The following is a 24,413-nucleotide window of genomic DNA, read 5'->3' as shown; positions in this document are numbered from 1 at the left end:
CCGCTCCACCAGCCGCTGGTAGGTGCCCACCGGGGAGGACCCCGTGGCCAGGCCCAGCACGCACTCCGGCTTTACAATCACCTGCGCCGCGATGATGCGTGCCGCCTTCTCGCTCATCTCCTCATAGTTTTCCGCTGCATAAATCCGAATCATAGTGTTCCTCTCCTTTTATATTATATGTAGTGTATTCAGAGCGGTCTACTGCACCCCAGAATATAGCGCTCAATGGCTATGGCGGCGCCGTCCTCCATGTTGGAGGCGGTCACGGCGTCCGCCGCGTCCTTAACCTCCCGGGTTGCATTCCCCATGGCCACGCCCAGCGCGGCGGCCCGGAGCATGGGGATGTCGTTGCCGCTGTCGCCGATGGCCATGGTGCATGCCGGGTCAACGCCCAGAATCCGGCAGGCCGTCAGCATACCGTTGGCCTTGGTGGCCTGGCTGTGGGTAATTTCCACGCTGTGGGGGCTGGACCAGGCAAAGGAGACAGGGGCATTTTTGAGAAGGGCCTCCACCTCCGCCCGCAGCGCCTCGGGAATATAGGGCAGGTTCACCTTGTCCAGTGCCAGTTCGGGCTGATTCAGCACCTCTTCCAGGGCGGATACCGTCCGTCCCCGGGTGGTCAGGATGTTGTTCAGGTGGAAACAGAGGACGTCCTCGTGCTCCCGCTGCATGTCCCAGCTCTCCCGGGTGAGGTAGAGCAGACCGCCAGCAGAGAGTTCCACGCTCAGGCCCATGCGGGCGGCAATTTCAACAATCTGCCCGGCAGTCTCCGCCTCGATATAGTGGACCTCCAGCAGCTCGCCGGTATGAAGGCGGCGGACCTCGCCGCCGTTGCACAGGACGCACAGGTTCTCCCAGTCCGCGCCGGTGTGGACGGCGGGCGGCAGCATGGCGTACTGCCGCCCGGTGGCGGGTACGATGGCCACGCCCTTCCGGGCCGCCGCTGAGAGCGCGGCATACAGCCGCGGGGTAAAGGTCTTATGGTCCTCCAGAAGGGCCGTCCCGTCCAGATCCATGGCCAGCAGGGAAATCTCCATATGGGCACCTCTTTTCCTCAAAAATACAGGACAGCGTCCCGGCACAGCATACCACCTTTTTCAGTCCGCCGCAACCGGTGCGGCGCATAAATCAGGCCGCGGGCCCCTCTGGGTCCGCGGCCTGATGTTTTCCGTTCAGGGATGTTCAGTCCCGGGTGAGGACAAATTGTTCTCCCCGGCGGACGCAGTCCGCCAGAAGAAGCCAGGGCGTTTCCACCTGTCCCACCACGTTGACCCGGCTGTCCGCCGGCAGGTCGGCGCGGATCAGCTGCACCTCGCCGGAGTAGCGGCCGTAGCCGTGGTTGTCCACGGTGATGCTGCCTCTGGTCCGGGGCAGGCAGCGGCCCGGCTCCACCTGCCTGCCGAAGCAGGAGTACTCCCTGGACTCGGCAAAGCGGATAAGCCAGGACGGCGCGTCGGGCCGGTTGGTAAAGACCTGGCCGTACAGCCACTCCGCCTCGGACGCCAGACGGGCGGGAATCTCCAGCACACCCTCCCGGCAGAACCGGCGGATGCGCGCCCGTTCCCGGGAAGAGATGCCCGGATCGCCCACAAAGATGCCGTCCACCCCCAGCCGGACCGCCAGATCGGAAAAGCAGACCGACGGCGGCAGCCCTCTGTGGCGCTCCAGCGTGGGCAGGCCCTCATGGATGGGTCCCCGCAGCTCCCCGTCGCCGGGGATAAAGGCCAGTACCTTCAGCCCGGCAGCCTGGAGGGCCTTTGTGCTCTCCAGAAAGAAGCTGTCGTCCAGGCCGGTCTCCGGCCGGGGATAGAAGTTGTGCATGGCCATCACCAGGGGTCCGGCGGCGGCAATGCGTGCCGCATCCTCCGGACTGGTAGTGGAGGCGTTGACTACAACGGGAATATGGGCGGCCAGGGCGGCAATCTCCTCTGTGGTGAACCCGTAGTCCACCCGGAGCGCCCAGATACCAAGCCGTTCGGCCAGCCGGATCAGATCCGGCTGGCCAAACTGGGCCACTGTTTTTGTGGATATGTCCGCTAAAATCCGGTAGTCCCGGTCTTTGAGCCACCGGCAGGCCTCCTCCGCCCGGCGGCAGTAGTCCTGAGAGAACTCCTCACTGATATGGAGGGAGAGAAACACGGGCGCGCCGCTGCCGGCGAGCGCCTCCAGTTCCTCCCGCTGGCGCTCAAAGGAGGTCAGGTAGACCGAATAGCCCAGAGACTCAGGCCGCGGCCACATCCTGCTCCTTGATACCGAACCAGGTGAGGATGAAGCCCATGATGTAGCTGATCACCAGGCCGATGAGGAAGTAGACGATGGACATGGCGGCGCCGTTGGGGCCGGCGGTCATGACGAAGATGCCCAGCAGGCCGGAGGGGCCCCAGGTGGTGGCAGCGACCTGCATCAGCATGACGAAGGCGCCGCCGAAGCCGGCGCCCAGGCCGGCGGTGAAGAAGGGCTTGCCCATGGGGAGGGTGACGCCGTAGATGAGGGGCTCACCGACGCCCAGGATACCAGCGGGCAGAGCGCCGCCGATGACGGACTCCAGGCGCTGATTGCGGACCTTGCGGGCCTTGATGAACAGAGCGATGGCAGCGCCAACCTGGCCGGCGCCGGCCATGGCCAGGGCGGGGTACAGGGTGACGTAGCCGAAGGCCTCAAGCTGGACAGTGTACAGAGCCACCAGGCCGTGGTGCATACCCATGGCCACCATGGGCAGGAACAGGGCGGCGCCCAGATAGCCGGCCAGCATACGGACAACGGGGTTGGTGCTCATGGCCACCAGCTCCACCACCTTGCACAGGCCGGTGGAGATGAGGCCGGTGATGGGCATGACAATGAGGATGTAGGGGATCAGGGTGATGATGAGGGTCAGGATGGGGGTGAAGCAGATGTCCACGGCGTCGGGCATCTTGCTGCGGATGGCCTTCTCGATCTTGCACATGACCCACACGCCGATGATGACGGCCAGAACGCCGCCGCGGCCGGCACGGAGGATGGCGTCAAGGGGCTGGGCCTCGTTGTACAGGCCCACAATCTTGGAAATGGCGTCGATGTTGCCCAGGGTGGTGATCATACCGACCATGCCGCCCAGGATGGGGGTGCCGCCGAACTTCTCGGCAGCGCGGTAGCCGGCCCAGGCAGTGATGTAGGTCATGAAGGCGGTGTTGATGAGGCTGAGCAGGTTGTAGATGATGGCCAGGACGGGGTTCTCGGCGTAGCCGGGAATGGCCTGGGCCAGCAGGGTGGCCAGACCGGAGCAGATACCGGCGGCGATAACGCCGGGGATCAGGGGCACGAAGATCTCGCCGAAGGTCTTGAGCATACCCTTGACCTTGCTCTCCTTCTGAGCGCCCTTGATGGCGGCCTTGTTGGCCTTCCAGTCGCTGCTGGCGGACACGCCGGCGTCGCCGCTCTCAGCGGAAACGGGGATGCCCATGTCCTTGTAGATGTCGGCCACCTTGCGGCACTTGCCGGGGCCGACAACGACCTCCACATAGCCGGGGTTGTCGTGGACCAGACCCAGAACGCCCTCCACGTTCTTCAGCGCGGCGTCCTGAATGGCGCCGTCATCCTTGACATGGATGCGGACGCGGGTCATGCAGTTGGTGGCGCTGTTCACGTTGCCGCGACCGCCGACCAACTCCAGGATCTTGCTGGAAAGTTCCTGATTTGTCATGTTACACCTCTCCTTTTTCTATTGGGGTTACACACAATCGTTCCGCAGGGCGGAACGCAAAAACAGCCCCCAGGCTGTTCTCGCCATAAGTATCTGACCGGCCTCCGGCCTTACTGGATGGCCTCGCGGACATGACCTCTGGCCTTGTCCAGACGGGCCTTGGCCTCTTCTGCGTCGCAGCTGGCCAGAATCATGGTAATGGCGGTCTTCACGCTGCCGCCGGCCGCCGCGATGGTGGACTTTGCAGTCTCCCGATCCACGCCGGTGGCCTCCATGACAATCTTCTCGGCCCGGACGTGGAGCTTCTCGTTGGTCTGCATCACGTCCACCATCAGGTTCTGATAGGCCTTGCCCACACCCACCATGGTGGCGGTGGAGATCATATTGAGGATCAGCTTCTGGGCAGTGCCCGCCTTGAGGCGGGTGGAGCCGGTGAGCACCTCGGGCCCAACCACCACCTCAATGGCCAGGTCGGCCGCCTGGCCCACTGCGGAGCCGGCGTTGCAGGAGATAGCCACGGTGCGGCAGCCCAGCTCACGGGCATAATCCAGGCCGCCCAGCACATAGGGGGTGCGGCCGCTGGCGGCGATGCCCACCACCAGATCGTCTTTGGTCAGGTTGTGCTCCTTCAGGTCGTCCCGGCCCAGGTCCCGGCTGTCCTCCGCGCCCTCAACCGCCTTGATGAAGGCCTTTTCGCCGCCGGCAATGAGACCCACCACCAGGTCGGGGGACACGCCGAAGGTGGGGGGGCACTCGGCGGCATCCAGCACGCCCAGGCGGCCGCTGGTGCCGGCGCCCATATAAAACAGCCGTCCGCCCTTTTCCAGGGAGTCAATGGCCCACTCCACCGCTTTGGCAATGTTGGGCAGCAGCGGCTCAATGGCCTGGGGGACTCTGGCGTCCTCCCGGTTCATGGCCGTCACAACCTCCAGCGGCGTCATGGTGTCCAGATTCATGGTAGCCTGATTGCGGGTCTCCGTGGTCATTGCGTCCAGATTCAAATTCAACGCCCATTCTCCTTCCGCGCCTGAGTGGAGCCGGTGGTGCGTTCCGCTCCCATCCCTCTCAGCCCGTCCGAAAGCTGAGAAGAAAACATTATATCGCTGCAAGCAACAGCCTTCGCTGTGCATTCATCCTAATAAATCTCGCATTTCATGTCAATTATTTGAGCACTTTATGGCACATTGTTTCGCTAACTGGCTTTTTTTCTTTCTATTCCAGCATTTTGATGAAACTTTCCGAGTTGAAAAGTTTTGAATTGTCTGATGTGCACATATAATGAGAAGAAAGTTCTATTTTTCCCCTTGACACGTGAAACTTTAGTTGCTATACTGTGCTCGCAAGCAAAAGTTGAATATACAGCCGCCTGAGTTTTGTGCGTTCTGACGTCCGAACCGGAAAGTCTTCTCGCCTGGGTGTTGTCCCTGGCAGGTGAGAAGATTCTGGGAGGGCGTCTTTCTATTTTTGCCGCGGCACAGCCTGCTGCAGCAGTTTGAAAGGAGCGAGTATTTCAATATGAGCGAGAAAAAAGGATTTGCCTCCTGGTTCCTGGGCAAAAAGAAGGGCGCTGAAGAGGCACCTGCCGAGGAGCCCGGCGTGGAGCGCCTGGGCAGCCCCCTGGCCGGAACGGTCATCGCCATTGAGCAGGTATCCGACAAGGTTTTTGCCGATAAGATTCTGGGCGACGGCGTGGCTGTGGTCCCCGCAGAGGGCAAGGTGTACGCCCCCGCCGACGGCACGGTGGAGAGCCTGCTGGAGAGCCACCACGCCGTGTGCCTGCTCACCCCCGGCGGCGCGGAGCTGCTGGTCCACGTGGGCAAGGACACCGTCTCCCTCAACGGCAAGCATTTTGCCGCCCATGTGAAGGAGGGCGACAAGGTCAAGCGGGGCCAGCTGCTGCTGTCCTTTGAGCGGGAGGCTCTGCTGGCCGAGGGCTTTGACCTGACCACCCCCGTGGTGGTGAGCAACGGCGACGAGTTCGCCATGGAAAAGGCCCAGGGCGGCGAGGTCCGCCCCGGCGACACCATTATTACTCTGACCAAGCGGGACTGACCCGCGGCTGTCATGCAGAAAGAGGTAGTCTGATATGATTCAGTTCCAGTACACCATCACCGATCCCAACGGGCTCCACGCCCGCCCTGCCGGCCTGCTGGTCAAGGAGGCCCAGAAGTTTTCCAGCGCCGTGAAGCTGACCCGTGGGGAGAAAAGCGCCGATTTGAAGCGCCTCTTCGCCGTTATGGGCATGGGCGTCAAGTGCGGCGAGACCGTGGAGGTCACCGTGGACGGCGCCGACGAGGCTCAGGCCGCCCAGATCCTGGAGCAGTTTTTCCGGGAGAATTTCTGATTTTTCTGCAAATATTATAAGGAGGACATAGATCATGACGCTACTGCACGGTGAGGGAGTGTCCCGGGGCGTGGCCTCCGGACAGCTGCGCTTCCTCCGGCGTGACGCCCAGGCCCAGCCCCGCCGGGAGGTGGCCGACTCTGAGGCGGAGGTCCTCCGCTTCGACCAGGCCCGGGAAGCGGCTATGGCGCAGCTGGGCGGGCTCTATGAGGAGACCTGCGCCAAGCTGGGCGAGGAGAAGGCTCTCCTGTTCCAGATCCACCAGATGATGCTGGAGGACCTGGACTACTGTGATTCCATCACCGGCATGATCCGGGATGAGCACGTCAACGCGGAGTACGCGGTGGAGCAGACCGGCGAGCAGTTCTCCCAGATGTTTGCCCAGATGGACGACGACTATATGAAGGAGCGGTCGGCCGACGTGCTGGACGTGTCCCGGCGGGTGATCCGCCTGCTCACCGGCCAGGAGGACGAGGCGCTGGGGGGCGATACGCCCTGCATCATCGCCGCCGACGACCTGGCCCCCAGCGAGACCGCCCGGCTGGACCGGAGCAAGGTGCTGGGCTTTATCACGGCCCGGGGCTCCTCCAACTCCCACACCGCCATCTTTGCCCGGACCATGGGCATTCCGGCGGTGGTGGGCCTGGGAGACAGCCTGCTGGAGGAATTTGACGGCAAGGAAGTGTTTGTGGACGGCGCCTCCGGCGAGGTGTTTGTGGACCCGGACGCCCAGACCTCCGCCCAGCTGGCCGACCGCCGGGACCAGGAGGCTGCCCACCGCCGCTATCTGGACACCTTCCGGGGCAGGGAGGCGGTCACCCCCGACGGACACAGGGTGCTGGTGTGCGCCAATATCGGCGCGCCCAAGGATCTGGAGGCCGTCCAGGGGGCGGACGCCGACGGCATCGGACTGTTCCGCAGTGAGTTCCTCTACCTGGGCCGGGACGACTATCCCCCCGAGGAGGACCAGTACCAGGCCTACCGCCAGGTGCTGGAGGCCATGGGCGGCCGCATGGTGGTCATCCGCACCCTGGATATCGGCGCCGACAAGCAGGCCGACTACTTCCAGCTGCCCAAGGAGGAGAACCCTGCCATGGGCCTGCGGGCCATCCGCATCTGTCTGACCCGGCCCGAGGTGTTCCGCACCCAGCTGCGGGCCCTGTACCGGGCCTCCGCCCACGGAAAGCTGGGCATCATGTTCCCCATGATCACCTCGGTCAGCGAAGTAAAGCGGATCAAGGAGATGTGCGCCCAGGTGCGGGAGGAGCTGAAGGCCGAGGGCGTTCCCTTTGACGAGAAGGCGGAGCTGGGCATTATGATCGAAACTCCCGCCGCCGCGGTTATCAGCGATCTGCTGGCCCGGGAGGTGGATTTCTTCAGCATCGGAACCAACGACCTGACCCAGTACACCCTGGCCGTGGACCGGCAGAACGCCCAGGTGGAGTCCTTCTGCGACCGGCACCACGAGGCCCTGCTGCGCCTCATCCGCACCACGGTGGAGAACGCCCACAGGGCTGGCATCTGGGCCGGCATCTGCGGCGAGCTGGCCGCCGATACCGCCCTCACCGACTTCTTTACGGAGGTGGGCGTGGACGAGCTGTCCATGACTCCGGGCGCCATTCTGGAGGTCAAAGCCAGGATTCTGGACCGGAAGTAAGCCATTGGCGAGAACCACGACAGGGAGGCAAGCCTTATGAAAAGCGCGCTGCTCAGACTCCGAGAGGCCAGAGACTCTCTCAGCGCCACCGAGCGCTCCGTCGCCGATTATCTGCTCGCGCACCCGGAAGAGGCCATGGAGCTGAGCATTCATGAGATGGCGGAGCGCACCTTCTCTTCTCCATCCACCATGATCCGTATGTGCCACCGCATCGGCTTTGACGGCTATAAGGAGTTCCGCCGGGCGGTGACCTACGAGATGGCCGTGCGGAAGCAGAGCGAGGAAGAGGAGCAGAAGGAAATTACCCGTTCTGACAGCATTGAAGACATCATTGAAAAAATCACCTACAAAAATATCATGTCTCTGGAGGATACCAAGAACCTGCTGGACGCGGACACCCTGCGCCAGTGTGTGGATCTGATCCGCACGTGCCGGACCGTGCTTCTGTTCGGCATGGGCGCGTCCCTCTGCGCGGCCCGGGACGCATACCTCAAGTTTCTGCGCCTCAATAAGCCCTGCATTGTCAACGACGACTGGCACTCCCAGTTTCTTCAGGCCCGCAATGCCACCAAGGACGATTTGGGCATTGTCATCTCCTACTCCGGCGAGACGGTGGAAATGGTGGAGTGCATGAAGGCCATGCGGGAAAATCACACCCCCATCATCGCCATCACCCGCTGTGTCAGCTCCCCCGTGTCCGATCTGGCGGACTACAAGCTCTATACCACCGCCAACGAGTCTACCTTCCGCAGCGGCGCCATGTCCTCCCGCATCGCCCAGCTCAACCTCATCGACATTCTCTACACCGCCTTTGCCAACAGCGAGTATGAGTACTGTCTGGAACAGCTCTCCAGAACCCATATCCGTAAGCCCAGCTCCATGCGCAAGCCCATGCTGGACGGCGGAGAGGACAACGGCCTACATATCTCCGGACATTAAGCAGACAATTGTCTTTATTTTTCTCTTTTTTCTGTTTAAACGTCCAAAATTTATCAACTTTAGAAATTTTGTACCAGCATTCCTCCGATTCCTTGCTCATTTTTGTTCTGTATGCTATGATTTCCCTAGATTAGGCATACTGAACAAGTGTGCATTGATGAGGAGGAATTTTTATGAGAAAGATGCTCAAAAAGGCAACTGGGCTGATTCTCGCCGCTGCGCTGACCTTCTCGCTGGCTGCGCCCGCTGCGGCGTCAGGCAGTTCCAGCGCTGCGGGGAGCTCGCCCGGCACTGTGACCGAGGCCGCCCTTCCCCAGCAGAGCTGGCAGGCCCAGGTCACCTTCCCCGACTGGGCCGGGTATGTGGACGATACCCTGGCCATGAACAGCCTGTACAGCTTTGACGGCTACGCCGATCAGGGCGAGCTGTACGTCACCCTGGCCGCCGGCGTCACCAGCCTGCGGCTGTTCGTCAACAACGCCGAGGTGGACACCTCCGCCATGAAGGGCGGCAGCACCTACAAGGTGGACATCTCCGGTCTGACCGTGAACGGCACCAACACCGTCCAGGTCTCCGCCATCACCCCCTCCACCCTGGCGGGCGCCGTTACCGTCAGCATCCCCTACCCCACCGTTATCACCGGCCTGCCCTCCGACGTGGGCATGGACGATGGGATCCTGGGCGTCATCGATGACTTCATCGCCTCCGAGGTGAAGTACGGCTTCTCCGGCGCCCAGCTGGCCGTGGTGAAGGACGGCAAGATGGTCTACTCCAACGCCTGGGGCGCCGTCAACGGCTACAACCCCGGCGGCACCCGGATCGAGGAGGGCGACGAGAACTATGTCCCCGTCACCACCGACACTCTGTACGACCTGGCGTCCAACACCAAGATGTACTCCGTCAACTACGCCCTGCAGTACATGCTGACCCAGGGCTCCGACGTGTACGACATCTCCCTGGACGACCCCATCACCAAGTTCTTCCCCGAGTTCGACGACGAGGGCAAGACCATCTTCAAGGGCACCTCCGACGAGGACCAGGCCCAGATCCTCCAGTGGAAGTCCGAGCTGACCGTCCGTGACATTCTGATGCACCAGGCCGGCTTTGACCCCGATCCCCAGTACCACAACGACCAGTTCAACCAGGTCACCCAGCTGCCCGAGCAGGGCGTGGACAACCCCCTGTTCTCCCAGGACCGGGAGACCACCCTCCAGATGGTGCTGGCCTCTCCCCTGACCTATGAGCCCGGCACCAAGACCGTCTACTCCGACGTGGACTACATGCTGCTGTGCTTCATCATCGAGCAGGTCACCGGCATGGGTCTGGATCAGTTCCTGAAGGAGACCTTCTGGGACCCCATGGGCCTGACCCACATCACCTACAATCCCCTTCAGAACGGCTTTGAAAAGGACGACTGCGCCGCCACCGAGCTCAACGGCAACACCCGCGACGGCGTTATCAGCTTCAAGAACGTCCGCACCGACACCGTTCAGGGCGAGGTCCACGACGAGAAGGCCTATTACGCCATGGGCGGCGTCTCCGGCCACGCGGGCCTGTTCTCCAACGCCGAGGACCTGGCCAAGCTGGCCTCCGTCATGCTGACCGGCGGCTACGGCGGGAACCAGTTCTTCTCCAAGAACATCATGGACGAGTTCACCAAGCCCAAGAGCCTGGACTACCCCACCTGGGGCCTGGGCTGGTGGCGGCAGGCTGAGCTGGGCCGCAGCAGCTATTTCAGCATCCAGTCCTCCAACTCCACCATCGGCCACCAGGGCTGGACCGGCACCCTCACCGTCATTGACCCCGAGAACGACCTGGTTGTGGTGCTGCTGACCAACAAGAAGAACTCCCCCGTCATCGACCCCAATGTGGCCGCCAACGACTTCTACTCCGACAACATGGTCCTGGGCGGTCTGGGCTCCGTGGTGGGTCTGGTCTATGACTCCATGCGCTCCAGCGTGGACGCTGTGGACGCCGTGGCCCTCCAGATGGCCAACGACCGCATCCGTCTGATGATGAGCCACAAGGGCGAATACGACGAGGCCCCCCACATGAACGACGCCTTCGCTCTGGTGGACCTGCTGGTGACCATCGCCGAGCAGCGCAAGAGCGACGTCACCAAGGCCAACGCCCAGCTGGCCCTGAAGAACCTGAACGACTTCGTGGCCATCTACATCGCCAAGGAGGACAACAAGGCCAACGCCGCCGCCTGGTCCGCCCAGCTCCAGCAGCGCATCGACGCCATTGTCACCGACGGCTCCGCCCCCGCGGCCCCCGGCCTGACCGCCGTGCAGGTCTCCGCCGATCCCAATGCCACGGCGGGCACCCCCTTCGGCGGCGGAGACCAGAACTATGTGTTCCTGCCCCGCCCCTACTCTTCCACCGGCTCCACCTCCACTGTGTTCTACAACACCGGCACCTGGTTCGACGGCTATGAGGGCCAGGGCACCCTGTACATCAAGATGAGCAACAGCGCCCACGAGGTCCGCGGCGACCAGGGCATCCGCATCTTCGTCAACGGCGTGGAGGTGGACAACTCCAACCTGACCGGCCAGGACGGCATCTACTCCGTGGACGTGTCCGGCGTGGCCCGCAACGGCCGCAACAGCGTGGAGTTCTGCATCCCCAACATCAACGCCAACCGTACCTTCGCCGTGGCAGTCTACAACCCCACCGTGGTGGACAAGACCGGCGATGACGACGCCCTGGCCTCCGTGGGCCTGGACGCCAAGGCCCTGGACCTCATCGACTCCGTGGTCCAGAACGACATTGACAACGGCTTCACCTCCGCCCAGCTGGCCATCATCAAGGACGGTCAGATGGTCTACTCCAACGCCTGGGGCACCGTGAACGCCTACAACCCCGACGGCACCCCCAAGACCGACAGCCCCGCCGTCACCACCGACACCCTGTACGACCTGGCGTCCAACACCAAGATGTACGCCACCAACTACGCCATCCAGTACCTGGTGGCCCACAGCAAGAACTACAACAACTTCAGCATCAACGACCCCATCACCAAGTACTTCCCCGATTTCGTCAACAACACCATTGAGATCAAGTACGACACCGCCAACGGTACCGGCGCCCCCGACCTGGAGACTGCCAAGGCCTGGAAGGCCGAGCTGACCGTGGCCGACATTCTCCAGCACCAGGCCGGCTTTGCCCCCGACCCCCAGTTCTACAACGACAAGTTCAACCAGGTCACCCAGACGCCCGACCCCAATATCGACAACGTGCTCTACGCCATCGGCAAGGAGGCTGTGGCCGAGGCCATCTGCAAGGCTCCTCTGGTCTATGAGCCGGGTACCAAGACCGTCTATTCCGACGTGGATTACATGCTCCTGGGCCTCATCGTGGAGCAGGTCACCGGCAAGGACCTGAATACCTTCCTGAAGGAGACCTTCTGGCAGCCTCTGGGGCTGACCCACATCACCTACAACCCCCTGGACAACGGCTTTACCGCCGATGACTGTGCCGCCACCGAGCTCAACGGCAACAGCTTCGACGGCGCCATCGACTTCACCGGCAACCGTACCGGCACCATCCAGGGCCAGGTCCACGACGGGAAGGCCTGGTACGCCATGGGCGGCGTCTCCGGCCACGCGGGCCTGTTCGCCAACGCCGAGGATCTGGCCACTCTGGCCCAGATGATGCTCAATCCCAGCGGCTACGGCTCCAACCGCCTCTTCAGCACCAACGTGAACGAGTACTTCACCTCCCGCAAGAACTCCTCCGCCACCTGGGGCCAGGGCTGGTGGCGCCAGGCCGACTGCGGCCGTCCCTGGTACTTCGGCGTCCAGGCCTCCCGGAATACCATCGGCCACCAGGGCTGGACCGGCACCCTCACCGCCATTGACCCCGAGCAGGATCTGGTCGTGGTCTACCTGACCAACAAGATCAACTCCTCCGTCACCGACAACACCGTCAACGTCACCCAGTTTGACGGCAACTGGTACACCGCCTCCACCCTGGGCTTTGTGACCAACATCCTCTATCAGGGCATCACCGCCAACAGCGCCGCCGACGACATCCAGCCCGCGCTGGACGCTCTCCTGGGCGACATGGCTGTGGACAAGCTGCGTCTGGTAAACGCCGAGGGCACTGATGACGCCTCCCACCCCATCGTGAGATCCGGCTACTCCATGGTGGATCTGGTATTTGACGCCGCTGAGGCCCGCAGTACAGATGCAAACATCTCCTCCGCCCGCACTGTCCTCTCCCTTCTGGATGCCGACCGGGATAAGGACATGATCTCCGACCTCGAATCCCGCCTGTACAGCATTGAACACCCTTATATTCCCCCCGAGAACACCGGCGATAACACCAAGCCCACCGAGCCCGAGTGGGACAACCCCTACTCCGACGTGTCCGACGGCTATTGGGCCTATGACGCCATCCGCTTCGTCACCGAGGAGGAGCTGTTCCAGGGCGTCTCCGGCGGCGGCTTCGCTCCTGAGCTGACCATGAGCCGCGCCATGCTGGCCACCGTGCTCTACCGTGCCGCCGGCTCCCCCGCCGTCACCGCCTCCGCCGGCTTCACCGACGTGCCCGCCGGCCAGTGGTACAGCGACGCGGTGAACTGGGCCGCCGGTGAGGGCATTGTCAATGGCGTGGGCGGAAACCGCTTCGCGCCCGATGACAACGTCTCCCGCGAGCAGATTGCCACCATTCTCTATCAGTACGTCCTCTCCACCGGGGAGACCGCCGAGGCCGACGCCTCCGTCCTCTCCGGCTATGGCGACAGCGCGTCCGTCCACTCCTGGGCCGCCGACGGTATGGCCTGGGCCGTGGGTGAGGGCATCATCACCGGTAAACCCGGCAGCCTGCTGGCGCCCACCGACAGCGCCACCCGCGCCGAGGTGGCCACCATGCTCATGCGATTCCTCAGCGCATAACTCTTTCCTCCTTTTCCCTTCTGCTTACCGTCCGGGGCGGGCCGTATGGCCCGCCCCGGACGGCTGTCGAAAGAGGTGTGCTTTGCACCTCTTTCGAGTGGAATGCAGGCCGCAGGTACGGCCTGAGAAGTTTTTCTCCGAGGCACATGTCCCCGCAGAAAACAGATTTCACTTCCTCCGCGCCTGCGGGCGCGAACACGGTCTTTCTTGTCCTTTTATCCGGCGCTGAGGTCAGAAAAGAGGAGGGGGCAGCGGAACATAGCGTTCCACTGCCCCCTCCTCTCTTTTTGCTTGGACAGCGCCGGCACGGTCTGCTTCGGGGACTGGATCGGTCCATATTTTCCATCAGGGCAATGCCAGGGCGGAACTCCCGCAGGCAGACGTCCAGGGAATTGTTCTCCTCTTTAAAATGCGCGTTTATTCTCCCAGCTTCTCCACCTGCCGGACGGTGAGCACGCCGTCCCGGACCGAGAAGCGGATGTTCAGCCCGGCAAACGCCATGCCGTACACCCGCTCGGGGTCCTGCTGGTAGGCGGGCCGGGGGTCGTGGGCCAGCACGCCGGTGAGGGCGGAGCGCTTATTCTCCGGCACCAGGGCCCGGAGCTCCGGCGGGAACTCCACCGCGAGCACCTTTCCCCCGTCGTGCCCGGCAAAGCCGCCGGAGGCCTCCGGGTGGCTGTCGGCGTAGGGCAGGTAGGGTTTGATGTCAAAGATGGGGGTGCCGTCCATCAGGTCGGCCCCCGCCACCCGCAGGATGTGCCCGTACTCCGGGTGCTGCTCCACTCCCAGCAGCTTCACCGACGACAGTCCGATGGGATTGGGCCGGAAGGGGGACCGGGTGGCAAAGACCCCCATGCGGGTGTTGCCCCCCAGCCGGGGCGGCCGCACCGTGGGGGACCAGCGCTCCCGCACCGCTTTGTGGAACCCCCAGATGAGCCACAGGTGGGTGAAGTCCTCGATGCCCCGCAGGGCGTCCTCCCGGCGGTACTCCGGCTCAAACACCACCGCCGACTCCAGCTCCTCCACCAGCCCGCTCTGGCGGGGAATGCCGAATTTGCCGGAAAAATCGCTGTGAATCCGGGCGATCACCTTCAGTTCCGGCACTTCTTTTTCCTTCATGGATACTCCTCTCCGGCGCCGGCCCCGCTGGGACGGCAGCCTGCGGCGTTGTATTTTGAGCACCATTATAGCATATCCCCCACCGCCCCGAAACCCCTTGCGGGGCTGCGTTTTTGGACATTTGGGCGTTTTGTACAAAAATTAACAATGTATTTTCTCCGCCCGTTTTTCACTTTCCCCTTGTGTCCGGCGGGCAAATCGATTATGATTTTCTTGTGCAAAAAAATAGTTTTTCCTAAAAAATTTTTGTGAGGCGATGTGTAATGGCACAGAACACGGAAAATCGCGCCGACCTGGTGTTCTCCTACCAGGGCATCCCCCCTGCGGGTCAGCTGATTCCCCTGGGTCTCCAGCACGTTGTGGCCGCTGTGGTGGGCGTTATCACCCCCGCCATGATTGTGTCGGGCACCTGCGGGCTCTCCGCCGAGGAGAAGACCCTGCTGATCCAGGTGTCCCTGGTGGTCACCGCCCTGGCCACCCTGCTGCAGCTCTTCCCCATCTTCGGCCGCATCGGCGCCCGGCTGCCGGTCATCATGGGCATCAGCTTCGCCTACGTCCCCACCCTCCAGGCCATCGGCGCCGACTTCGGCCTGCCCGCCATTCTGGGCGCGGAGCTGGTGGGCGGCCTCGTGGCCATCCTCTTCGGCATTTTTGTCCGCCCCATCCGTAAGCTCTTCCCGCCTCTGGTCACCGGCACCGTTATCTTCACCATCGGCTTGTCCCTGTACCCCACCGCCGTGCGCTACATGGCCGGCGGCAGCGCCGACAGCGAGTGGTTCGGCGGCGTCCGCAGCTGGATTGTGGCGCTGATCACCTTCGCCGTGGTCATCTTCCTCCAGAACTACACCAAGGGCATCTGGAAGCTGGGCGCCCTCCTCTTCGGCATGATTGTTGGCTATATCGCGGCCTTCTGCTTCGGCATTGTGGACCTGAGCGCCGTGGCCTCCGCCTCCTGGTTCGCCCTGCCCAAGTTCATGCCCTTTGAGATCGCCTTTGAGCCCGCTGCCATCGCCTCCCTGGCCATTGTGTACGTGGTCAACTCGGTGCAGACCATCGGCGACCTGTCCTCCACCACCATGGGCGGTATGGACCGGATGCCCACCGACAAGGAGCTCTCCGGCGGCATCATCGGTCAGGGCATCATGAGCGTGCTGGGTTCCTTCTTCGGCGGCCTGCCCGTGGCCTCCTACAGCCAGAACGTGGGCATTGTCACCGTCAACAAGGTCATCAACCGGGCGGTGTTCGCCCTGGCCGCCCTCATCATGCTGGTGGCCGGCTTCATCCCCAAGTTCGCCTCCATCCTCTCCACCATTCCCCAGTGCGTGGTGGGCGGCGCCACCATCTCCGTGTTTGCCACCATCACCATGACCGGCATCCGCATGATCACCGACGGCGGCTTCACCGCCCGGAAGAGCACCGTGGTGGGCCTGTCCGTGGCCCTGGGCGTGGGTATCACCCAGGTGCCCGGCTGCCTGGGCGGCAACGGCTTCCCCGACTGGGTCCACACCGTGTTCGGCTCCTCCTCCGTGGTTGTGGCCACCCTGATGGCCATCCTGCTCAACCTGATCCTCCCCAAGGAGAAGGCTTCCGCCGGGACCGCCGCGAAGTAATTCCATACGACACAAACCGCCCCGGAGCGCTGCTCCGGGGCGATTCTTTTCTTTTTTATTCCACTGTAAAGTCCCAGTCCGCCGGGTCGCTGGAGTAGTCCTCCGCAATGTCGGCGTATTCCACAAATTCCTCCTCCGGGTCGTAGACCGCCGGGGTACCATGCACCACCCACTGCCGTCCGTACTCGTCGGTGACCAGAGCGGCCATACAGTAGGTATACCCGGGCTCCAGAGTGATGGTCTCTGTGCATTCAAAAAACCGGGCGTCCTCCCAGTCCCCCTGGTAGCTCTCCGGCTGCTCACAGGGCGTGTACCGGGCCACCAGCTTCCGGTCCCGGAACAACCCCACCTGGATGTCCGCTATCTTGGCACACGGGCCGCTTACAAGTTCCTCATGCACCGTGAGGAAGGTATACTGGGCGCGGCGGAGCACGCCGCCGCTCTCGGTGCTGCCCCACATCTCGGAGCCGTCACAGCTCACATAGGGATAGGTGTCGGACAGGAGGTAGGTAAACACGTCCAGCATCTGGGTCTCCCGCCGCTCCCCGTTCACAAAGACCACCGAGAGAGTGATGGAGTCGGTGAGTGGCACGGTAATTTCCGCCGAGAAGGACTGCCCCTCCCCCAGAACCCCGGGGAACTCCAGGGGACCGTCCCCGCAGTCGGCCTGAAAAATAGCCTCCATGCCCTCCACATAGGTCTTGGGCACCGCCTCCAGGGCAAAGGATGCGGTCCCCGCCTCCGGGTCGGAGGAGAGATATTCCGCACTGTAGCTGGCGGTCAGCTGGTTCTGGGACTTGAGAATCTCCTCCACCCGGCTGGTGATGGAGCCAATCTGGCTGTCCACATTGTAGGACACGTTGGAGATGGCGTTTTGCAGATTGCCGTAGTCCTGGCTTACCCGGTTGAGCTGGCTGAACAGGTTGAGAAAGAGGGCTGCCGTCACCACTGCCGCTCCGCAGCCCACCAGCACCGGCCAACGCCGCCGTTTGACGGGTGGCTGAGGCATTCGGGCCGTCTGGGCGGCCAGATACCGGTCCGCAATCTCCTGGACCATTTTAATCTGTGCCTCGGTCAGCTCTGCGCTCTGGCCGTCCGCCTGCCCGGCGGGGTGCTCCTCCTCTCCCAGCAGCCAGCCCACCGGCACGGAGAAAATCCTGCTTAACGCCACCAGCTTCTCCACCTCGGGCAGGCTGGCGTCTGACTCCCACTTATAGATGGCCTGCCGGGACACCCCCAGCTTATCTCCCAGCCCCTCCTGAGAGAGGCCCAGCTCCTTCCGTTTCTGCGCGATGCGCTGTCCCACTGTCATGGCGCACGCCTCCTTTCCGCCTCCACCTTAGCACAGGGACGGGCCCCAAAACCACCAACCGGAGGGTGGATTTTTGTCAACCAGCGGTTTACATCCCCTGATTTCAGGGCTGTCCCCGGCCCGGAGGGTCAGGATTTGGCCTCGTCGATGTAGCTGTACAGGGTGTACTTGGAGATGCCGAAGAACTTGCACACCTTGTCCCCCGACTTGGTGATGAGGAAGGCGCCGGTGTCGTTGAGGAACTGGACCGCCTTCACCTTGTCCTCCTTGGTCATCATGGCCACCGGCTTGCCCACCAGGGCCACGCTCTGGTCGATGAGCTCGTCCAGCAGGTCGGCCACGTTGCGGGAGATCCGCTCCGGCTCCCGCTGGGGGGCGTCGGTGCTGGTGAACTTGTGGAGCTGCTCCTCCATGGCCAGCATGAGGGTGATGTCGTAGTTGACGCCGAAGATGCCGATGGCCCTGCCGTCATCGTCCCGGAGGTAGATAGTGCTGGACTTGAGAATCTTCCCGTCCCTGGTGCGGGTCAGGTAGCTCAGGTGGTCCTCCAGGTCCTCCCGGCCGCTGTGGAGGGCCTCCAGCACCACGTGGGAGGGGCCGTCCCCCACCTTCCGCCCGGTCACCTGTCCGTTCTCAATGGCCACTATGGAGCTGTCCGGGTCGTTGGAGTCCAGATCGTGGACCACCACCTCGCAGTTGGGCCCGAATTGCCTGGCCAGGCCCTTGGCCAGCTGAAGCATGAACTGAAGCACTGAAGCATCCATCGTTCCACCCGCTTTCAAAAAAGTTATCCCGACGCTCTCCGCTGTTTTTCACAATTTGCCGCCGGATACAAAGTTTAATAAACATCATTTTAACACAAATCGCTGCAATTTCAAGAAAAATTGTTTGACCTAAAAATTTTTTAGCCACTCTGAAAAATCACCTTGAAATGCGAGCAATGTTATGGTAGAATAGAGCTGACAAGAGAGTTTTTCTGTACATAGTATACAAAATTTCATGAAACAAGGCTGCAACGGAGTGCTGCGCGCACGGGCTGAATGGACGTGAGATTCCCCCCTGCCCCGCCGCGCCGGGGCAGAGAAGGACCGCGTCCATTCCGCCGGAATGGACGCTTTTGTTATGCAAAAACAGGCCCCGCGCCGCCTCCGGTATCACGGACATAACGTCTCACGTTCAAAAGGAGGAATTGCAATGCTTCTGGTGGGAAACGGCAAACTGATCACCCGGGACAGCGCCCTGCCCTATCTGGCTGACGGCGCGGTGGCGCTGGACGGCGACATGGTCAAAGAGGTGGGCCCCTTCGCCGAGCTGAAGGCCAAATACCCGGACGCGGAATTTGTGGACGCAAAGGGCGGGGTCATCATGCCCGGCCTCATCAACGCCCACACCCATATCTACTCCGGACTGGCCCGGGGCCTGGCCATCGCGGGGAACAACCCCACCAACTTCCTGGAGGTGCTGGAGGGCATGTGGTGGAACATCGACCGCCACCTGACCCTGGACGGCACCCGCGCCTCCGCCTACGCCACTGTGCTGGACTGCATCCGGGACGGCGTGACCACCATCTTCGACCACCACGCCTCCTTCTGCCAGATCCCCGGCTCCCTGTTCGCCATTAAGGACGTATGCCGGGAGCTGGGCATGCGGGCCTGCCTGTGCTATGAGGTCTCCGACCGGGACGGCGAGGAGAAGTGCGACCAGGCCATCCAGGAGAACGCCGACTTCGCCAAGTGGGCCAAGGAGGCCGACGACGACATGATCAAGGCCATGTTCGGCGGCCACGCCCTGTTCACCATGTCGGACAAGACCTTTGAGAAGATGGTCAAGGCCAATGACGGTATGACCGGCTTCCACATCCACGTGGCCGAGGGCATGAACGACGTGTACGACTCTCTGCGCAACTACGGCTGCCGCCCGGTGAACCGCCTGCTCAACCACGGCATCCTGGGCGACCGCACCATCCTGGGCCACTGCATCCACATCAACCCCGCCGAGATGGACATCATCAAGGAGACGGGCACCATGGTGGTCAACAACCCCGAGTCCAACATGGGCAACGCGGTTGGCTGCTCCCCGGTGCTCCAGATGATGGCCAAGGGCATCACCGTGGGCATGGGCACCGACGCCTACACCCACGACATGCTGGAGAGCCTGAAGGTGTTCCTCATCATCCAGCGGCACAACGCCTGCCTGCCCAACGTGGCCTGGTGCGAAGCCATGGACATGCTCTTCAAGAACAACGCCGCCATCGGCGCCAAGTACTTCAAAAAGCCTCTGGGCGTCCTCAAGCCCGGCGCCGCCGCCGACGTCATCGTCATGGACTACAAGCCCTTCACCCCCTTCTCCGACGAGAACATCGACGGCCACATGCTCTTCGGCATGATGGGCAAGAACTGCCGCACTACTATCATCAACGGCAAGGTGCTCTACAAGGACCGCGAGTTCGTGGGCATTGACGAGGACAAGATTAATGCCTGGACCATGGAGCAGTCCAAGAAGCTGTGGGGCGAGCTGAACCACCGCACCTACTAATTCCTGTCCAAATCCGACAACAAACCGTAATCTGAACAGTTATAAATAACTGGAGGTTTTCACTATGAGCGATATTATGCGCCCCATTCCCTTTGCCCAGCTGATGACCTGGGTGCTGGAGGAGTACCGGAAGGAGGGCAGCGTGTTCGGCGTGTCCAAGCTGGTGCGCCACACAAACGGCCAGGCCCTGCCCATCTTTGAGGAGAAGATTGAGTCTCCCTACGGCCCCGCCGCCGGTCCCCACACCCAGCTGGCCCAGAACATCATCGCCGCCTACGCCGCCGGCTGCCGCTTCTTCGAGCTGAAGACCGTCCAGGTCATGGACGGCGAGGAGCTGAGCAAGTGCGTGCCCAAGCCCTGCATCACCGCTGAGGACGAGTGCTACAACTGCGAGTGGTCCACCGAGCTGACCGTGCCCCAGGCCTACGCCGAGTACGTCAAGGCCTGGTTCGCCTGCAAGCTGATGGCCAGAGAGCTGGGTCTGGGCGACCCGGACGGCTTTGTGTTCAACATGTCGGTGGGCTACGACCTGGAGGGCATCAAGAGCCCCAAGGTGGACGCCTACATCGAGGGCATGAAGAACGCCGAGGGCTCCGCCGTATGGGCTGAGTGCATGGACTGGACCCTCGCCAACCTGGACAGGTTCCAGAAGGTGGATGAGGCCTATGTGAGGGCCGTCTCTCCGGTGGTGTCCCGCTCCATCACCGAGTCCACCCTCCACGGATGCCCCCCCGACGAGATCGAGCGCATCGCCACCTACCTCATCACCGAGAAGGGGCTCAACACCTACATCAAGTGCAACCCCACCCTGCTGGGCTACGAGTACGCCCGCAACCGTCTGGACAGCCTGGGCTTTGACTACATCGTCTTTGACGACCACCACTTTGTGGAGGACCTCCAGTGGGCCGACGCGGTGCCCATGCTGCGCCGCCTCATCGCCCTGTGCCAGGAGCGCGGCCTGGAGTTCGGCGTCAAGCTGACCAACACCTTCCCCGTGGACGTGGCCGCCGGCGAGCTGCCCAGCCAGGAGATGTACATGTCCGGCCGTTCCCTGTTCCCCCTGACCATCGCCCTGGCCGCCCGCATCTCCAACGAGTTTGACGGCAAGCTGCGCATCTCCTACTCCGGCGGCGCCGACTACACCAACATCAAGGACCTGTTTGACGCCGGCATCTGGCCCATCACCATGGCCACCACCATCCTCAAGCCCGGCGGCTATCAGCGCCTGAGCCAGATCGGCGAGCTGCTGATGGACTGCGGCAGCGCTCCCTTCACCGGCGTGGACGTGGCCAAGGTCAACGCCCTGAGCGACAACGTGCCCGTCAATCCCCACTACCGCAAGCCCATCAAGCCCCTGCCCAACCGGAAGAACGGCAAGCAGGTGCCCCTGGTGGACTGCTTCGACGCCGGCTGCCGCACCGGCTGCCCCATCCACCAGGACATTCCCGCCTACCTGATGCGGGCCGGTGAGGGCAAGTACGCCGAGGCCCTGGAGATCATCCTCCGCCGCAACGCCCTGCCCTTCATCACCGGCACCATCTGCCCCCACCACTGCGGGGACAAGTGCATGCGCAACTACTATGAGGGCGCCGTGGATATCCGTGGCGTGAAGCTCAAGTGCGCCACCGAGGCCATGGCTGAGGTGCTGCCCACCCTGAAGCCCGCCGCTCCCCAGAGCGGCAAGAAGGTTGCCGTTGTGGGCGGCGGCCCCGCCGGTATCGCTGCCGCCTTCTTCCTGGCCCGTGAGGGCGTGGCCGTCACCGTCTTTGAGCGCAAGGAGTCCCTGGGCGGCATTGTCCGCCACGTGATCCCCGCTTTCCGTATCGGTGACGACGCCATCGACGGCGACATTGCTCTGGCCAAGGCCATGGGCGCCCAGTTCCAGACCGGCGTGGAAATTTCCTCCGCCCAGAGCCTGTTCGACCAGGGCTTCACCCATGTCATCTTCGCCACCGGCGCCTGGAAGCCGGGCAACGCCCACCTCCAGTACGGCGAGGCCATGAACGTCATCGCCTTCCTGGAGCAGGCCAAGAAGGCCCCCGAAACCCTGAGGCTGGGCGCCAACGTGGTGGTGGTCGGCGGCGGCAACACCGCCATGGACGCCGCCCGTGCCGCCAAGCGCATCCCCGGCGTGGAGAACGTCCGGCTGGTGTACCGCCGCGACCAGCGGAACATGCCCGCCGACGAGGAAGAGCTCCACATGGCCATGGATAACGGCGTGGAGTTCATGGAGCTGCTGGCTCCTGTCGGCGTGAAGGACGGCGTGCTCACCTGCTCCGTCATGGAGCTGGGCGAGCGTGACGCCTCCGGCCGCCGCAGCCCGGTGGACACCGGCCGCACCGTTGAGGTGCCCGCCGACACCGTCATCACCGCCGTGGGTGAGCACGTGGACGACGCTCTGTTCGCCGCCAACGGCGTGGCTCTGGACAAGAAGGGCCGTCCCGTGGTCAACGAGACCATGGCCACCGGCGTGGCCAACGTGTACGCCGTGGGCGACGCCCGCCGGGGTCCCGCCACCGTGGTGGAGGCCATTGCCGACGCCACCGCCGCCGCCCAGGCCATCGCGGGCATGAATCCCGACCTGGATGTGGACAAGAACGTCCACCCCGACTACAACAAGCCTCTCTCCAAGCACGGCGACATCCGCACCGAGACCTCCTGCCCCGACACCCGCTGCCTGGGCTGCTCCACCGTGTGCGAGACCTGCACCGAGGTGTGCCCCAACCGGGCCAACATCCACGTCACCGTGCCCGGCAAGCGGATGCGTCAGATTGTCCACGTGGACGGCATGTGCAACGAGTGCGGCAACTGCGCCGTCTTCTGCCCCTACGAGAGCCGGCCCTACAAGGACAAGTTCACCCTGTTCTGGAGCCGGGAGGACTTCGACAACAGCACCAACGACGGCTGGCTGCCCCACGGCGGCGGATCGGGCGTGTGCACCGTCCGCCTGGGCGGCGCGGTGAAGGACTACGACGTGACCGACCCCGCCTGCGGCCTGTACGAGGACCTGCGGCAGATCATCCTGGCCGTCCGCAAGGATTACGGCTATCTGGTGAAGTAAGACCAGCGATATACTGCGCGGGGGCTCCGGGCGTCTGCGGCCCGGAGCCCCCTGTTGCGGCTGTCCTTTCCCAGTCCCGGGAAAAACTGAGAAAATGAGGCGAGACATCATGTCAAAAACCGAGACCTGCAAGCGTTACCTCATGTTTCTGGCGGGCGTGCTGGTGTGCGCCACCGGCATTTCCTTCATCACCCGGGCGGGACTGGGCACCTCCCCCATCTCCTCCACTCCCTTTGTCCTCAGCCTGATTACGCCCCCTGTCACCGTGGCGGGACACACGGTGACCATTACCATGGGGGTGTACACCTTTGCGTTCAACATGCTCTTTCTGGTGGGCGAGGCGCTGCTGGTGCGGCGCTTCACCTGGAAGCAGGCCCTCCAGATCCCCGCCACCATCTTCTTCAGTCTGTGCATGGATGGGGCTCTCTCCCTCATCCCATCCCAGTACGGCGGGCCCTACCCCATGAGCGTGCTCTACCTGGCTGTCGGCTGCGTGGTCATGTCTCTGGGCATCACCCTGGAGGTGCTGGCCGACGTGATCATGCTCCCCGGCGAGGCCTTTGTCCGGGCTCTGAGCCGGAAGAGCAAGGGGCAGTTCGGCAACGTGAAGGTTCTCTTCGACAGCGCCCTCACGGTCATTGCCGCCGTCATCGCCCTCTTCGCCTTCCACAAGCTCAACGGCGTCCGGGAGGGCACCGTCATCTCCGCCCTGCTGGTGGGCCAGCTGGTGAAGCTCTTCACCAAAAAGCTGTCCTTCCTGAAGAAGCTGTTCGGGTAAACCAGATGTAAAAGGCAGAGGCCGCTGTAAATTGAACTTGCACCCCATTTGTTAGACAGCATGATATGCTGACTAACAGGTGGGGTGTTATGTCATGCCAAAAGGCGTACCAAGCATAAGGGCTTGCCGCCTGCTCTTCATAGACAACAACCCCTCTCTGCTGCTTGAACATTTTTTATGTTAAAATATCGTCTAACTTTTCGGACTCAGTTCACCTCTGTCAGCTAAGGGAGAAATCTGCCGCGCGGAGCATGACCGATGAGGAGAAAAGGGGATCCGAGGCAGTCGGCAGGACTCTCCCCTCATCCGTCTGGCCTGCGGCCAGCCGCCTTCCCCCTGAGGGAAGGCCAAAAAACAAGGCCGGCGGAAAATTCCGCCGGCCTTCAGCGTGTCGAAAAACCTCCCAGAAGAGGAAGCCTCGCAGAGTTCCGTCATCCGCAGATGACGGAATCAAATGAAAATCCGTCATTTTCGGGGACAT

The 24,413-nt window shown here is 62.8% G+C and carries 17 protein-coding genes and 1 pseudogene; 9 read left to right on the top strand and 9 right to left on the bottom strand.

Annotation, left to right across the window (positions count from 1 at the left end; translation table 11 throughout):
• The 5 genes and pseudogenes from QZY67_RS07945 to murQ form a co-directional block, all read right to left on the bottom strand.
• Positions 1-150: pseudogene (locus QZY67_RS07945) on the bottom strand (glucosamine-6-phosphate deaminase); the annotation flags it as partial.
• Positions 151-188: 38 nt separating this feature from the next.
• Positions 189-1,037 carry an HAD family hydrolase gene (locus QZY67_RS07940; protein ID WP_295369607.1) on the bottom strand — a complete coding sequence of 283 codons (849 nt, stop codon included), beginning with the start codon at positions 1,035-1,037 and terminating at the stop codon, positions 189-191.
• A gap of 145 nt (positions 1,038-1,182) precedes the next feature.
• Positions 1,183-2,238, bottom strand: a complete 1,056-nt coding sequence (locus tag QZY67_RS07935; protein WP_295369604.1) for a MupG family TIM beta-alpha barrel fold protein — start codon at positions 2,236-2,238, stop codon at positions 1,183-1,185.
• Positions 2,222-3,679 carry a PTS transporter subunit EIIC gene (locus tag QZY67_RS07930; protein WP_295369603.1) on the bottom strand — a complete coding sequence of 486 codons (1,458 nt, stop codon included), beginning with the start codon at positions 3,677-3,679 and terminating at the stop codon, positions 2,222-2,224. Before QZY67_RS07930 ends, QZY67_RS07935 begins: the two co-directional genes overlap by 17 nt.
• Positions 3,680-3,789: 110 nt before the next feature.
• Positions 3,790-4,686 (bottom strand): N-acetylmuramic acid 6-phosphate etherase, encoded by an 897-nt coding sequence (murQ, locus tag QZY67_RS07925; RefSeq protein WP_295369601.1) that lies wholly within the window; start codon positions 4,684-4,686, stop codon positions 3,790-3,792.
• A gap of 508 nt (positions 4,687-5,194) precedes the next feature.
• Here murQ and QZY67_RS07920 point away from each other — a divergent pair.
• The 5 genes from QZY67_RS07920 to pbp4b all read left to right on the top strand — a co-directional run bounded on the left by QZY67_RS07920 (position 5,195) and on the right by pbp4b (position 13,517).
• Positions 5,195-5,731, top strand: a complete 537-nt coding sequence (locus QZY67_RS07920) for a PTS glucose transporter subunit IIA (protein ID WP_294535779.1) — start codon at positions 5,195-5,197, stop codon at positions 5,729-5,731.
• Positions 5,732-5,765: 34 nt separating this feature from the next.
• A complete protein-coding gene (locus tag QZY67_RS07915) occupies positions 5,766-6,023 on the top strand; it encodes an HPr family phosphocarrier protein (protein WP_295369598.1) in 258 nt (85 codons plus the stop codon).
• A gap of 34 nt (positions 6,024-6,057) precedes the next feature.
• Positions 6,058-7,680, top strand: a complete 1,623-nt coding sequence (ptsP, locus tag QZY67_RS07910) for a phosphoenolpyruvate--protein phosphotransferase (RefSeq protein ID WP_295369596.1) — start codon at positions 6,058-6,060, stop codon at positions 7,678-7,680.
• A gap of 36 nt (positions 7,681-7,716) precedes the next feature.
• Positions 7,717-8,619, top strand: a complete 903-nt coding sequence (locus tag QZY67_RS07905) for a MurR/RpiR family transcriptional regulator (protein ID WP_295369594.1) — start codon at positions 7,717-7,719, stop codon at positions 8,617-8,619.
• A gap of 173 nt (positions 8,620-8,792) precedes the next feature.
• Positions 8,793-13,517 carry a penicillin binding protein PBP4B gene (gene pbp4b / locus QZY67_RS07900; RefSeq protein ID WP_295369592.1) on the top strand — a complete coding sequence of 1,575 codons (4,725 nt, stop codon included), beginning with the start codon at positions 8,793-8,795 and terminating at the stop codon, positions 13,515-13,517.
• 417 nt (positions 13,518-13,934) lie between these two features.
• On the opposite strand, the gene tsaA is transcribed toward pbp4b, so the two are convergent.
• Entirely contained in the window at positions 13,935-14,636 is a 702-nt protein-coding gene (tsaA, locus tag QZY67_RS07895; protein WP_294535791.1) for a tRNA (N6-threonylcarbamoyladenosine(37)-N6)-methyltransferase TrmO, read from the bottom strand.
• Between the two features lie 263 nt (positions 14,637-14,899).
• Here tsaA and QZY67_RS07890 point away from each other — a divergent pair, with 263 nt between their 5' ends.
• The gene (locus QZY67_RS07890; protein WP_295369589.1) at positions 14,900-16,246 is read left to right on the top strand and encodes a nucleobase:cation symporter-2 family protein; all 1,347 of its coding nucleotides are present in this window, start codon (positions 14,900-14,902) and stop codon (positions 16,244-16,246) included.
• 55 nt (positions 16,247-16,301) lie between these two features.
• On the opposite strand, the gene QZY67_RS07885 is transcribed toward QZY67_RS07890, so the two are convergent.
• On the bottom strand, positions 16,302-17,558 hold the full coding sequence (locus QZY67_RS07885; RefSeq protein WP_295369588.1) for a helix-turn-helix domain-containing protein: 1,257 nt from the start codon (positions 17,556-17,558) through the stop codon (positions 16,302-16,304).
• A gap of 128 nt (positions 17,559-17,686) precedes the next feature.
• Entirely contained in the window at positions 17,687-18,322 is a 636-nt protein-coding gene (locus tag QZY67_RS07880) for a helix-turn-helix transcriptional regulator (protein WP_295369587.1), read from the bottom strand.
• 430 nt (positions 18,323-18,752) lie between these two features.
• Here QZY67_RS07880 and ssnA point away from each other — a divergent pair, with 430 nt between their 5' ends.
• The 3 genes from ssnA to QZY67_RS07865 all read left to right on the top strand — a co-directional run bounded on the left by ssnA (position 18,753) and on the right by QZY67_RS07865 (position 23,932).
• On the top strand, positions 18,753-20,093 hold the full coding sequence (ssnA, locus tag QZY67_RS07875) for a putative aminohydrolase SsnA (RefSeq protein ID WP_295369585.1): 1,341 nt from the start codon (positions 18,753-18,755) through the stop codon (positions 20,091-20,093).
• A gap of 64 nt (positions 20,094-20,157) precedes the next feature.
• Complete coding sequence (ygfK, locus tag QZY67_RS07870; RefSeq protein WP_295369583.1) at positions 20,158-23,154, top strand: putative selenate reductase subunit YgfK; 2,997 nt, start codon at positions 20,158-20,160, stop codon at positions 23,152-23,154.
• 109 nt (positions 23,155-23,263) lie between these two features.
• Complete coding sequence (locus tag QZY67_RS07865; protein WP_295369581.1) at positions 23,264-23,932, top strand: DUF6198 family protein; 669 nt, start codon at positions 23,264-23,266, stop codon at positions 23,930-23,932.
• Between the two features lie 220 nt (positions 23,933-24,152).
• Here the strand turns inward: QZY67_RS07865 and QZY67_RS07860 are convergent.
• A partial coding sequence (locus tag QZY67_RS07860) for a hypothetical protein (protein WP_295369579.1) occupies positions 24,153-24,413 on the bottom strand: 261 nt, incomplete at its 5' end.

The sequence above is a fragment of the uncultured Pseudoflavonifractor sp. genome, from assembly GCA_904419835.1.
Classification (GTDB): domain Bacteria; phylum Bacillota; class Clostridia; order Oscillospirales; family Oscillospiraceae; genus Pseudoflavonifractor.
Note: the sequence above shows the minus strand (reverse complement) of the source record. Positions and strands in the feature narration are given on the sequence as shown.